The organism is Bradyrhizobium sp. LB13.1 (assembly GCF_054056815.1).
In genome coordinates, this window is record NZ_JBSRYQ010000001.1 from 829,465 (window position 1) to 842,631 (window position 13,167).

At 64.4% G+C, this 13,167-nt stretch carries 7 protein-coding genes and 3 pseudogenes; 3 read left to right on the forward strand and 7 right to left on the reverse strand.

The features are described 5' to 3' along the window. Positions 1 to 61: 61 nt before the first annotated feature. From ACVWYI_RS03915 to murJ, 4 genes and pseudogenes are all read right to left on the reverse strand, one after another. Positions 62 to 631 (reverse strand): NifU family protein, encoded by a 570-nt coding sequence (locus ACVWYI_RS03915; protein ID WP_456661285.1) that lies wholly within the window; start codon positions 629 to 631, stop codon positions 62 to 64. 172 nt (positions 632 to 803) lie between these two features. Continuing rightward, positions 804 to 1,298, reverse strand: coding sequence for a universal stress protein (locus ACVWYI_RS03920; RefSeq protein WP_456661286.1), 495 nt, complete (start codon positions 1,296 to 1,298; stop codon positions 804 to 806). A gap of 106 nt (positions 1,299 to 1,404) precedes the next feature. After that, positions 1,405 to 2,458 (reverse strand): annotated as a pseudogene (trpS, locus tag ACVWYI_RS03925) (tryptophan--tRNA ligase). Between the two features lie 108 nt (positions 2,459 to 2,566). Further along, positions 2,567 to 4,127 (reverse strand): annotated as a pseudogene (gene murJ / locus ACVWYI_RS03930) (murein biosynthesis integral membrane protein MurJ). 126 nt (positions 4,128 to 4,253) lie between these two features. On the opposite strand from murJ, the gene ACVWYI_RS03935 reads away from it, so the two are divergent. Then, positions 4,254 to 5,255, forward strand: coding sequence for an adenosine kinase (locus ACVWYI_RS03935; RefSeq protein ID WP_247352882.1), 1,002 nt, complete (start codon positions 4,254 to 4,256; stop codon positions 5,253 to 5,255). Positions 5,256 to 5,354: 99 nt separating this feature from the next. Here the strand turns inward: ACVWYI_RS03935 and ACVWYI_RS03940 are convergent, their stop codons facing one another. Both ACVWYI_RS03940 and ACVWYI_RS03945 read right to left on the reverse strand, forming a co-directional pair. Then, on the reverse strand, positions 5,355 to 7,040 hold the full coding sequence (locus ACVWYI_RS03940; protein WP_456661287.1) for an AMP-binding protein: 1,686 nt from the start codon (positions 7,038 to 7,040) through the stop codon (positions 5,355 to 5,357). Between the two features lie 87 nt (positions 7,041 to 7,127). Beyond that, on the reverse strand, positions 7,128 to 8,321 hold the full coding sequence (locus ACVWYI_RS03945) for a serine hydrolase domain-containing protein (protein WP_247444576.1): 1,194 nt from the start codon (positions 8,319 to 8,321) through the stop codon (positions 7,128 to 7,130). A gap of 367 nt (positions 8,322 to 8,688) precedes the next feature. Here ACVWYI_RS03945 and ACVWYI_RS03950 point away from each other — a divergent pair, with 367 nt between their 5' ends. Further along, complete coding sequence (locus ACVWYI_RS03950) at positions 8,689 to 9,009, forward strand: hypothetical protein (protein WP_247351513.1); 321 nt, start codon at positions 8,689 to 8,691, stop codon at positions 9,007 to 9,009. 113 nt (positions 9,010 to 9,122) lie between these two features. Further along, entirely contained in the window at positions 9,123 to 10,616 is a 1,494-nt protein-coding gene (locus tag ACVWYI_RS03955) for an NAD-dependent succinate-semialdehyde dehydrogenase (RefSeq protein WP_247444577.1), read from the forward strand. A gap of 120 nt (positions 10,617 to 10,736) precedes the next feature. On the opposite strand, the pseudogene ACVWYI_RS03960 reads toward ACVWYI_RS03955, so the two are convergent. After that, positions 10,737 to 12,954: pseudogene (locus ACVWYI_RS03960) on the reverse strand (SulP family inorganic anion transporter). Positions 12,955 to 13,167 lie beyond the last annotated feature (213 nt).

A 13,167-nucleotide genomic window follows, 5' to 3' on the forward strand; every position in this document is an offset into this window, starting at 1 on the left:
GTGCCCGGTCAGACCTCGCAGGGTGGGCAAAGGCGCACTTGCGCCGTGCCCGCCATCGCGCCTACATCGGCCGGACTTCGACCACGTCGGGCACGAAATGCTTGAGCAGGTTCTGGATGCCGTGCTGGAGCGTCGCGGTCGATGACGGGCAGCCGGCGCAGGAGCCCTTCATGTTGAGATAGACGATACCGTCCTTGAAGCCGCGGAAAGTGATGTCGCCGCCGTCATTGGCGACCGCCGGCCGCACGCGGGTCTCGATCAGATCCTTGATCACGTCGACCGTCTCGGCATCGGCCTCGTCGAAGAATTCGTCCTCGCCATCGATATCGACTTTGCTTGCGGCCGCACCGTCGGCGAGCAGCGGCGCGCCGGACATGTAGTGCTCCATGATGGCGCCGAGGATCGCGGGCTTGAGCTGCTGCCATTCACCGTTCGCCTTGGTCACGGTGATGAAGTCCGATCCATAGAACACACCGGTGATGCCGGGCACGTCGAACAGCTTTTCGGCGAGCGGCGAGCGTGCGGCGGATTCGCGGTTCGCAAATTCCATCGGACCGCCGTCGACCACGACGCGGCCGGGAATGAACTTCAGCGTGGCGGGATTGGGGGTGGCTTCGGTTTGAATGAACATGGTTTTCTCCAGACGTCGCCGGTTCAAGGCCGGCGCGTGCTCTATCCACTAGCAGATGGCGACGGCGAACGCACGGTCAAGGGGTGAGCTGGCCGTTTACCTGTCATATCAGCGGGTTAGGGCGCCCGCTTCTCCCTCCCAAGGCAAGCGATGCGAGGTGAAGAGCAGCAGCCTACGACAGCGAATCCACGCTTTGGTCGCTCAGCGCGCCCGAGATGACCGTCACCGGCACCGGGAACGTGCCCAGCGCATGCGCGAGCAGCGCGACCAACGGCCCCGGTCCCTCCGCGCCCGGGTTCGCGGCGAGCACCAGCATGGCGATGTCGGGGTCCTCGTCGAGCACCGCCATCAGCTGCTCCATCGCGGCGCCTTCGCGGATCACCCGTTCCGGCGTGATTGCGGCGATGCCGTTGGCACGGCCGGCGGCACGGTCGAGGGCGGCTTCCGCTGCCTCATGCGCTTCGGCGCGCATGATATCGGCGACCCCCAGCCATTCCTGGCTCTGCTGGTCGGGCTCGATGATGCGCAGCATCACCACGCCGCCGCCGGCGCGGATCGCCCAGCGGCTGGCATAATAAACCGCACGATCCCACTCGGCGGTGTCGTCGACGATGACGAGGCATTTGGGCTTGTGACCCGGCTCGAAGCAAAGTCGCTTGCTGGTCATGCATGTCCCGGAATGTGCACAGTCGACATGCTGCCACACTCCGTCCCGCTTGGGGAGAGGAGAAGCGGCCGGCGCTGGGCGTCGGCCGCGTTCCGCGAACTTATTATCAACGCCGGCGGATGAAGCCGACGATGTCCTTCGAGAGCTTCATGGTCTCATCGGCGATCGCGCGCGCCCGGTCCGCGCCGTCGTTCAGGATCGCATCGATATGGCCGGGGTCGGCGACGAGGCGCTTCATCTCGCCGGCGATCGGCGCGAGTTTCGTGACGCACAAATCCACCAGCGCGTTCTTGAAGCTGGAGAACTGGCCGCCGCCGAAATCCCTGAGCACCTCGGCCTTGGAACGGCCGGAGAGGGCGGCGAAGATACCGACGAGATTGTCGGCCTCGGGGCGCGCTTCCAGTCCCTTCTCCTCGGTCGGCAGCGGCTCCGGGTCGGTCTTGGCCTTGCGCACCTTCTGCGCGATGGTGTCGGCGTCGTCGGTCAAATTGATGCGCGAATTATCGGACGCGTCCGATTTCGACATCTTCTTGGTGCCGTCGCGCAAGCTCATCACGCGCGTCGCCGGGCCCGTGATCAAGGGTTCCGGCAGCGGGAAGAACAGGCCGTCATTGGCGCCCTGGCTGCGGATCGAGTCGGCGAAGTCGTTGTTGAATTTTTGCGCGATGTCCCGCGACAGCTCAAGATGCTGCTTCTGGTTCCTCGCCGACCGGAACATGGGTGGCGCGGTAGAGCAGAATGTCGGCCGCCATCAGCACGGGATAGTCGAACAGCCCGACGGACGCATTCTCGCGATCCTTACCGGCTTTTTCCTTGAACTGGGTCATGCGGCCCAGCCAGCCCATGCGCGCGACGCAGTTGAAGATCCAGGCGAGCTCGGCATGGCCCGAGACCTGGCTCTGGTTGAACACGATGTGCTTGCTCGGATCGATACCGCTGGCGATGAACGCCGCGGTCACCTCGCGGGTGTTGCGCGCGAGCTCGACCGGTCCACCCCAGACGTCCACGCCCTGCGTGATCGCGTGCATGTCGACGACGCAATAGATGCAGTTGTGGGTTTCCTGCATCTTCACGAAGTTGACGATCGCGCCGAGATAATTGCCGAGGTGCAGATTGCCCGTCGGCTGGACGCCCGAAAAAACCCGTTCAACGAATGGCATGGTTAGTCTTCCTGGCAAGCCTTCCTGAAGGTCATTGGCCGTCGTTTCCAACAGCGGCGGAGCGTCGTCAAGTGTAATTCGAGAGCCTACGCGCCAGGAGCCTGCGCGTCAGGAGCATGGCGCGTCAGGAGCCTTGGGGGCAGGCTTCCTCAGGGCGTTAACCGCCTCGCGCCAGGAAGCGACGCCGAGGACTTGCAGGAGCATGCCATAGACGGTGATCCCCGCCGCGATCTGCAGGCCCAGCACAATGAAGCGGATCAGGCGATGGGCTTCGGCAGGCACAAGACCCACAGTCAGCCAGAGCAGGGCGCCCATGGCGGCTGCGGCGAGCACGGTCCGGGGCAGCCGCTTGCGAGCGGCGGCATCGACCGAGAAGCCGAATTCGCCCGTGCCTTTCCGGAGCAGGGAGATCGCGCTGCTCCAGGCGCCGGCCGCAATGCTCGCGGCGATTCCCGTCGCACCGGAGAAGTGCCCGAGCACGACGGCAAGCGCGATCGCGACCACAAAGCCTTTGGCCGTTGCCAGCAGCGGCGTCGTCCGTGTCGCCGCGGGCATAGAACGCCGGCGACAGCGCCTTGATCAGCACGTGCGCCGGCAGGCCTAGCGCCAGCCACATCAGTGCGCGCGCCGTGGCCGCGCTGTCCTCCGCACCGAAGGCGCCGTGTTCGAACAGCATCCGCACGATCGGCTTGGCCAGCACGATCAGGCCCAGCGTGGCCGGCAGCGCCAGCCCGGTCGCGAGTTCGAGCGCGCGCGATTCCGCGTGCGCGACCGCATCACGGTCGCCGCTGCTCACTGCGCGCGTCAGCTCCGGCACCAGCACCGTGCCCATGGCGACCCCGACAATACCGAGCGGCAGCTCGATCAGGCGGTTGGCGAAATAGAGCCAGGAGACCGCGGCGGGCGTGGCCGAAGCGATGATCGCGCCGGCAACCATCAGCCATTGCGGCCCCGAGCCTGCGATCATGCCGGGAATGGCCTTGGCGAAGAAGCCACGCATTTCCTGATCGAAGCTCGCACGCAGCGGTGTCGCCAGGCGTGCACTTCGCTGCGACAGCAGCATCAGGAGTTGTAGCAGGCCGGCGATGCCGACGATGGCCGCCAGCATCCGTGCGGCGAAGGTCGCGTCGGCGTGCCACAGCAGGAGTGCGGCGATCGCGGCGATCAGCGCAATGTTGAACAGCAGCGGCGAGAACGCGGTGAGGGCAAACCGCCCCTGCGCGTTGAGCAGACCCATCAGCACCGTGACGGGTCCCGCGAAGGCGAGATAAGGCAGCATCAGCCGCGCGTTCTGGACGGCGAGATCGAGCGTCGCGCTGCCGACGAAGCCCGGCGCGATGATCATGATGATCAGCGGCATGAGAACCGCGATCGCGATCGATATCGCGATCAGTCCCGCGCTGACCGTTCCGAGTACGCGTCCCGCAAACGCCGCCGCAGCGGCCTCGCCATCGCGGTCACGAACGCGCAGCCATGCCGGGATCAGCGCCGCATTCAGGGCCCCCTCGCTGAGCAGGCGCCGCACCACGTTGACGAGCTGGAACGCCGCCAGAAACGCGTCCGCCACCGCGCCGGTGCCGAGCAGCGCCGCGATCAGGGAATCGCGGGCGAAGCCGAGCAGTCGCGAGGCCAGCGTTCCCGTCGAGACAGTCAGGATGGAGCGGATCATCGGAGTTGTTATAATACCGTTGCTTGCTCGCGCGGGCCCGGTCGTGATAGGCCGCGAGCCAGATTTCAGACCGACAGGAAGCGGATTTCCGCAGGTATCGCAATCCGCCAAACAGGATCAAGGTGAATGGCTGACGTGAAATATGACGTTCTCGGCATCGGCAACGCGCTGTTCGACGTGCTGGTCAAGACCGATGAAGCCTTTTTAGGCAAGCACGGCATGACCAAGGGCAGCATGTCCCTGATCGACGAGGCGCGGGCCGCCGCCATCTACAACGACATGGGCCCGGCGACGGAAGTTTCGGGCGGCTCGGCCGCCAACACCATCGTCGGCATCGGCAGTCTGGGGGCGCGCGCGGCCTATGTCGGCAAGGTCAAGGACGACCAGATCGGTAAGCTCTACGTCCACGACATCCGCGCTGCCGGCGTCGCCTTCAACACGCCCGCCGCGAAGGACGGTCCCGCCACCGGCTGCTCCTACATCCTGGTCACGGGCGACGGCGAGCGCACCATGAACACCTATCTCGGCGCGGCGCAGGATTTGTCGCCGGCCGACATCGACCCGGCCGAGATCGCCAGCGCCGGCATCGTCTATCTCGAGGGCTATCTCTGGGATCCGCCGGGGGCCAAGGAGGCCTTCGTCAAGGCGGCCAAGATTGCGCACGAGGCCGGCCGCAAGGTCGCGCTCACGCTGTCGGACTCCTTCTGCGTCAGTCGCTATCGCGACGAATTTCTGGGCCTGATGCGCAACGGCACCGCCGACATCGTCTTTGCCAACGAGTCTGAGCTGCACTCGCTCTACGAAACGTCCGACTTCGACACCGCGCTCAAGCAATTGCGCAACGACGTCAAGCTTGGCGTGGTCACGCGCAGCGACAAAGGCTGCGTGGTGGTGACGCCAACCGAGGCCGTCGCAGCGCCGGCGTCTCCGATCGCGCAACTCGTGGACACCACCGGCGCCGGCGACCTGTTCGCCGCCGGCTTCCTGTATGGCCTCTCGCGCGATCTCTCGCACAAGCAGTGCGGCGCGCTCGGCGCGCTCGCGGCCGCCGAAGTGATCCAGCACATCGGCGCGCGGCCGCAGGTGTCGCTGAAGGAGCTCGCCGGGCAGCGCGGGCTGACGGCGTAGCGCGGACGCTTTGCCCGTCATTGCGAGTGAAGCAATCCAGATTGTCCCCGAAGAAAGATTCTGGATTGCTTCGCTACGCTTGCAATGACGACAGGGAAATCACGCAGTCCTCGCAGCCTTCAATCCCAGCCGCTTTTCCACGTCGTCGCGCATCAGGAATTTCTGGATCTTTCCGGTCACCGTCATCGGAAACTCGTCCACGTATCGCGGAATCTTGTTGTGGGCGATCTGCCCGTCGCAGAAAGCGCGCACCTCTTCCATCGTCAAATTCTCGCCGGGCCTGACGCGGATCCAGGCGCAGAGCTCCTCGCCGTAGCGGGCATCCGCAACGCCAAAGATCTGCACGTCCTGAATCTTGGGATGACGATAGAGAAACTCCTCGATCTCGCGTGGATAGAGATTCTCGCCGCCGCGGATCACCAGGTCCTTGATGCGGCCCACGATGTTGCAATAGCCGGCGTCATCGATGACGGCGATGTCGCCGGTGTGCATCCAGCCGTTGGCGTCGAGCACATCCGCGGTCTTCTCCGTCTCCTCCCAGTAGCCCAGCATCACGCTGTAGCCGCGGGTGCAGAGCTCGCCCCGTTCGCCGCGCTTGACGATCTTGCCGTCGAGATCGACGACCTTGACCTCGACATGCGGATGGATTCGCCCGACCGTCGAGACCCGGCGATCGAGCGGATCGTCGACGGCGCTCTGGAAGCTGACCGGGCTCGTCTCGGTCATGCCATAGGCGATTGTGACCTCGCCCATGTTCATCTCGCTATTGACGCGCTTCATCACCTCGATCGGGCAGGGTGCACCGGCCATGATGCCGGTGCGCAGCGATGTCAGATTGAAATTTGAGAATTCGCCGTGATCGAGTTCGGTGATGAACATCGTCGGCACACCGTATAGCGCGGTACATTTTTCCTGCTCGATCGTGCGCAGCGTCGCGAGCGGATCAAACCCTTCGCCGGGATAGACCATCGTTGCGCCGAGCGTGACGGAGGCGAGGTTGCCCATCACCATGCCGAAGCAATGATAGAGCGGCACCGGAATGCAGATGCGGTCCGCTTCGGTCAGGCGCATGGCGCGGCCGACGAAATAGCCGTTGTTGAGAATGTTGTGATGGGTCAGCGTCACACCCTTGGGCGATCCCGTGGTGCCGCTGGTGAACTGGATGTTGACGGGATCGTCGAACTGCAGGGAGGCACCAAGCGCGGCGAGCTGCTCCCGATGCACGGCCCCGCCCATGCCGGCGACCTCGTCGAACGGGATCGCGCCCGGGCAGGCGGGGCCGCCGATCTGGATCACGATGCGCAGGATCGGCAGCCGCGCCGCCTGCAATTGCCCGGGCTTGGCGCTCGCAAGCTCTGGCAACAGCGTGTTGAGCATGTCCATGTAGTTGCTGGTCTTGAACGCCGTCGCGGTGACGATGGCGCTACATCCGACCTTGTGAAGCGCGAATTCCAGCTCGCTCAGCCGGTAGGCCGGATTGATCGTCACCAGGATGAGACCGGCCTTGGCGGCGGCGAACTGCGTCAGCGTCCATTCCGGCCGGTTCAGCGACCAGATACCGATCCGTGCGCCGCGCTCGAGGCCAAGCGCGAGAAAACCGGCGGCGAGCGCGTCGACCCGCGCGGCAAACTCCTTCCATGTCCATCTCACGCCGTGACTGGGCGAGACCAGCGCCTCGCGATCGCTCCAGCGCTGCACTGCCTGATCGAGGCTGCGCCCGATGGTGTCGCCGAGCAGCGGCGTGTCGGAGATGCCGCAAACGTAACTGTCGGCTTTGTCTGCCAAAATCAAAATAGTGTCCTCCAGCCAGGTGCGTGGATGGCCGGGACAACAAGCCCGGCCATGACGCGTCGTGAGAGCTAAGGCGGGGTCTTACGCCGCCTTCTGCCCACTGCCGGCATCGAGCCCGGCATAGACGCCGCGCTCGAAGCCAGCAAAAGCCTCCAGGCATTTTCCGTCGGCAAATGGCAGCAACTGCATCAGGATCACGCCGGTGACGTCGCGCGCCGGGTCGATCCAGTAATAGGTGTTGGCGAGGCCCGCCCAGGCGAGGCTGCCCGCGCTGCGCCCCTCAGCGGTCTTGTCGGTGTTGATCATGAAGCTGAGGCCCCACTTCTTCACCTGCTCCGGATAGAGATCGACGTCGTTGGTGTACATCGGCGCCGCCGTGGTCATCTTGCCCATGGCGAGATCGCCGATGTGGTTCTGCCCCATCGTCGCGATAGTCTCGGCTTTCAGCACCTGATTGCCGTTGCCGCGGCCCTTGTTCAAGATCATCTGGGTGAACTTGATGTAGTCGGCCGCGGTCGAATAGAGGCCGCCGCCACCCATGTGGAATTCCGGCTCCTGCTCGAGCTCGAATGGGATCGCGGCGAGCTGGCCGTCCTCGCCGCGCGCATGCATCCCGACCAGGCGCTTGCGCATGTCGTCGGTGATCTTGAAGGCGGTATCGCTCATGCCGAGCGGTGCGAACAGATTGTCGCGCAGATAAGCATCGAGCCGCTTGCCGCTGACGGCTTCCACCGCCTTGCCGACGAAATCGATGTTGGTGCCGTATTCCCAGCGCGTGCCGGGATCGGTCATGATCGGCGTCTTCAACGCAGCGTTCTGGCAGCTGGTGATGGCTGGGATGCCGGTCTTGTCCAGATAGACCGCGAGATCGCCGTTCCACATGTTGTAGCAGAAGCCGGCGGTGTGGGTCATGAGCTGGCGCAGCGTGATCGGCCCCTTGGCCGGCCGCAGCTTGGCTTCGCCCTTGGCATCGAAACCTTCGAGCACCTGCGGCTTGGCGAGATCGGGCAGCACCTCGCCGATCGGCGCGTCCAGCGACAGCTTGCCTTGCTCGACCAGTTGCATCGCGCCCGCTGATGTCACCGCCTTCGTCATCGATGCGATCCAGAACACGCTGTCGGCGGTCATCGCATCCGGCTTGGAGAGATCGCGTTTGCCGAACGCGCCCTGATAAAGCACGTCGGTACCGCTGGCGGCGATGGCGACGACGCCGGGAATCTCCTTGGCCTCGCTCTTCTGGCGCAGAATCTCGTCGATCTGGGCTTTGCTTTGCATCCGCATTTCCTCCGGTTTGATTATTGTTGGAAGCGATCGATTGTCCTCCCGCGTGCTCCGCGCGGCAAGCACATCCATGGATCTGCGCCGGTCGCGATGTCGTGACTTGACGGTCCACGTTCCGCGCAGGACGACAGGGTGCTCGCAGGACGACAAGGCGGCTGAACTGCAACACTTCCGTCACAATCTGCGGTGGATCGCCGCAACCAGCCGTGACCGTGGATGCGCACGGGCAAAATGTTTTGAGCGTTTGAAGCACTTGAACCATTTTGTGCGTTGCGGCGTTCAACTCTCGGCCCGATCTGCGGACCACGTTAAGATTTGATGCAAATTTGGCGGCCGTCCACCGGCCGCGAGGGGACCTCAGATGATTTCGACCTGGAGCGAATGGAAGCGCTATCCCCGTCCCGGACGGGGCGACAATCTCGAAGCGCCGATCGCACCCGGCATTTACGAAGTCCGCACCGCGGGCACCGGTGCGCTCTATTCGTTCGGCGCGGTCGACAATCTGGCGCAGGCGCTTGCGCTGCTGCCGGTCGGCTCGAAATCCTGGTTCGGCCGCCGCGATACCTCCGACGCCCCCGCTCTCGAATACCGGACGTGCGCGACTTCCTCGAAGGCCGACGCCAGGGCCGCCGCCGAACGCATGATCGGACGGCGCGAGACCTATATGAGCGGCGCGGCGTAAATCCCCCTGCTCCGAGCCCAGCTCCCAGCAGATGTGCGTTGCGGGACGGTGCATTGCGCGCCGCCTGTCCCTATATTGCGGGCGAACCTGAAAAAGCCCCTGGGAGTAACGCCATGACCCCGACCGCCGCCGCACGCGCTCAGCACGCCGCGTCCAATCTGCGCGACCGGTTGAAGGACCCGTCGCTGCTGAAGGAGGCCTGCTACATCGACGGCGCCTGGGTCGGCTCGCCGGTCTTCGCCGTCAACAACCCCGCGACCGGCGTCGAGCTCGCAAAGGTTCCGCAGCTTTCGGCGGATGATGCCACCAAGGCGGTCGAAGCCGCGGAGCGCGCGTTTCCGGCCTGGGCCAAGCACACCGCCAAGCAACGCTCCAATATTTTGCGCAAATGGTTCGAGCTGATTATCGCCAATCGCGAGGACCTCGCGCTGATCCTCACCTCCGAGCAGGGCAAGCCGCTCAGTGAAGCCCTCGGCGAGGTCGACATCGGCGGCGCTTATGTCGAGTTCTTCGCCGAGGAAGCCCGCCGCGTCTATGGCGAGACCATTCCGACACAGCGGCCGGATGCGCGGTTGCTCGCGATCAAGCAGCCGATCGGCGTCTGCGGCGCGATCACGCCGTGGAATTTCCCGAACTCGATGATCACGCGCAAGGTTTCGCCGGCGCTTGCGGCCGGCTGCACCGTGGTGCTGAAGCCCGCCAATGAAACGCCGCTGTCGGCGTTGGCGCTTGCCGTGCTCGCCGAGAAAGCCGGCGTGCCCAAGGGCGTGTTCAACATCGTCACCGGCGATGCAGCGCCGATCGGCAAGGTGCTGTGCGAGCATCCGGCCGTGCGCTTCGTCGGCTTCACCGGATCGACCGCGGTCGGCAAGATTCTGTACCAGCAGGCCTCCGTCGGCGTGAAGCGGCTCGGCCTCGAGCTCGGCGGCAACGCCCCGTTCGTGGTGTTCGACGACGCCGATATCGATGCGGCTGTCGAAGGCGCGATCGTCTCGAAATACCGCAACATGGGCCAGACCTGCGTCTGCGCCAACCGCCTCTACGCCCAGGACAAGATCTACGACGAGTTCGTGCAGAAGCTGTCGAAGAAGGTCGCGGCGATGAAGATCGGTGATGGTACCGAGAGCGGCGTTACGCAGGGCCCGCTGATCAATTTGAAAGCGGTCGACAAGGTCGAGCGCCACATCGCCGACGCCGTGAAGCGCGGCGCCAAAATCGTCACCGGCGGGAAGCGCAGCGAGCTCGGACGCTCGTTCTTCGAGCCGACGGTGCTCTCCGACGTCAAGCCGGACTCGCTGGTGGCACAGGAGGAAACTTTCGGCCCGCTCGCGCCGGTGATCCGCTTCAAGGAAGAGGCCGATGTGATTGCGATGTGCAACGCCTCGCCGTTTGGCTTGGCTTCGTACTTCTACTCCCGCGATCTCGGCCGCGTCTGGCGCGTCGCCGAAGCGCTGGAGTCGGGCATGGTTGGCGTCAACACCGGTCTGATCACCACCGAAGTCGCACCCTTCGGCGGCGTCAAGGAAAGCGGCTTGGGGCGCGAAGGCTCGCATCACGGCATGGAAGAATATGTCGAGATCAAATACGTGATGATGGCGGGGGTGTAAGGCCGCCGTTATCCCTCCACGTCATTGCGAGCGAAGCGAAGCAATCCAGAATCTTTCCACGGAGACAGTCTGGATTGCTTCGTCGCCAGAGCTCCTCGCAATGACGAAGCTGCAGGCCAATCAACGCCTCAGCACCGCGATCGTCCGGTTCGCGAACGTCAGCCGCTCGGCCATGACCGACACGAAATAGGTCAGCAGCTTGTGGCTGAGCGCGGGGTCCTCGTCTTTGATCGCGTCGAACTGGTGCGTATTCAGCACGTAGAGCACGCTGTCGACCTCGGCCTGGATGGTGGCGCTGCGCGGTGTCTGTGACACCAGCCCCATCTCCCCGATCGTGGTGTAACGACCGAGGCTGCGCACGCGCGTGGTGCGATCGTCCTCGGCCGGAATCATGATGCCGACGCGGCCGTCGAGGATGAAATGCATGGAATCGGCGGGGGCGCCAGCCTGCACGATGACCTCGCCGGCTTCGACCTCAATGCGCTGGCAACGGCGGATCAGCTCGTCGGCGCTGTCCTCGCTGCCGAGCATTCGCGTGAACCAGTCGCGCAGGCTGGCTTCTTCCTGCGCCAGCTCCTGATGCTGCGAGATGAGCTCGTTCTCGCACCACTCCAGCGCGTGATCGAGCTCGGGGATGATGGTGACGCCCTCGCCGACGAAGTCGCTGGAGCGCAGCACCTTCTCGGCCGCAGCCGACAGATGCACCAGGATCAGCTCGACGCCGAGTTCGCCAGCGCTGCGCTTGATCTGGGCAAAGCTATAGGCGGCCGATGAATCGACGCCGGTGACGAGCTTGAAGTCAAACAGCAGATAGCGGCATTCGGGGCGTTCCTGAAGCAGCTGCTTGACGTGCTGGTAGAGCCGGTTGGCGGAGCCGAAGAACAGATAGCTCTGGAGATTGAGGCCCCGGATCTTGCCGCCATGGGCCAGCAGCACCTCCTGGTCGTCGCTCGAGCGGTCGAGCGAGGAGCGATACTCCGAGCCGTCGAAACTGTATTTGATCGACTCGACCCGCGCGGCGCTGAACGCAAACGTCGCGCAGCCGATGATAACACCGATCAGGATGCCCGGCACGAAACCCCAGGCCACGATGATCGCGATGATGGCGATCAGCGACAGATATTCGAGCTTTGAAAGCCGCTTGCGCGACTCGATGATCCATTTGTGCAGCTGGTCCGCGCCGAGATAGAGCAACAGGCCGCCGAGCACGAATTTGGGGATGAAGCCAAGCAGCTCGGGCGCCACAGCGAGCATCAGCAGCGACAGCGCCGCGACGGTGAGGCCTGACAGGCGCCCGCGGCCGCCGCTGCTGAAGTTAAGCATTGAGCGGCTGGTCGAGCTGCAGCCGGGATAGCCGCCCAGCATGCTGGTCAGGATATTGGCGGCGCCGGTGACGTTCAGCTCACACTCCAGATTGGCTTCGCGATGCGTGGCCACCTCGATGCCGGTGGTGTTGAACAGCGTGCTCGAGGCCGTGACGAAGATGACGGCGACGACATTGCCAAGCAGGTCCGGTATGGCAAACCAGGGATAGCGGGCGAGATCGTCGATATGCCAGGGCAGCATGAAGACCGCTTGCGGCGGAGGCTGAAAGGTCCAACCCAACGTGCGGGCGTCATCGACGGAAACGCCGGTGATCCAGAACGCCAGATGCGCGGTGAGCACGCCGCCGACCAGAATGATCGGCAAGCCGAACGGGCTGCGCGAGCGGTGCCAGGTGAGATACAGCACCAGCGCCATCGCGCAGGCGGCACCGAGCTCCAGCAAGATGGTGCGGTCGGCGAAGTGCGACAGTGTCGCGAATTGCAGCGGGTGGTCGGTGATCACCCGGACCGCACCCATGACGATGAGAAGGCCGGTAGCGCCGAGAAAGCCGCCGACCCACCGGATAAGGCACGTAGCGGATGGCGCGGCCAAGCCGGGTCAGGCCCAGTCCACACAGCACCAATCCTGTCAGCATCGTCGACAGGCCGAGGGTGATCAGGACCGCCGAGAGCAGCGGCTCCGACAGGTTCGCCGTCTCGATGCGCTCGACCACCGAGGCGGCCAGGATACCCGTCACCGCGGCGGTCGAGCTGTCAGGAGCTGCAATCGCGAAGGGCAGGGAGCTGCCGAGCCCGATGACGGCCGCAAGCACCGCGGAGCTGACGAAAGTCGCCGTGATGCCGTAGGACAGATAGGGCGACAACGGCCCCGCGAAGATCAGCAGCGCGTAGGACAGGCCGAACGTGACGGTCAGGACGCTGGCGGCGCTCCCGCCCAATATATCATTCAGCGCGCGCTTGAGGGCCGGTTCTAATCGCGGAGCCGGACGGAGGGTAATTGCTGGATCGGTCACGCCGTGGCGCTCGCCCCTGAAAAAATCTCGTCTGAGACGTAGACGACTACAGGCTTAGCGCAACAGGATTCTTGAAAGTATGAAGTACCGGACAGTTTCGCGGCGAGGTTGTTTGCTCAATCTCCGCAAATTATCTCCGCAAATTCGGTGTCGTCCGGGTCCTGGATCGGCGCTCACTTCGTTCGCTGGTCCAGGACGACGATAACGCCTGCG

Coding starts and splice junctions, on each gene's coding strand:
- ACVWYI_RS03915 (WP_456661285.1), bottom strand. CDS start 631: ATGTTCATTCAAACCGAAGCCACCCCCAATCCCGCCACGCTGAAGTTC.
- ACVWYI_RS03920 (WP_456661286.1), bottom strand. CDS start 1,298: ATGACCAGCAAGCGACTTTGCTTCGAGCCGGGTCACAAGCCCAAATGC.
- ACVWYI_RS03935 (WP_247352882.1), top strand. CDS start 4,254: ATGGCTGACGTGAAATATGACGTTCTCGGCATCGGCAACGCGCTGTTC.
- ACVWYI_RS03945 (WP_247444576.1), bottom strand. CDS start 8,321: ATGCAAAGCAAAGCCCAGATCGACGAGATTCTGCGCCAGAAGAGCGAG.
- ACVWYI_RS03950 (WP_247351513.1), top strand. CDS start 8,689: ATGATTTCGACCTGGAGCGAATGGAAGCGCTATCCCCGTCCCGGACGG.
- ACVWYI_RS03955 (WP_247444577.1), top strand. CDS start 9,123: ATGACCCCGACCGCCGCCGCACGCGCTCAGCACGCCGCGTCCAATCTG.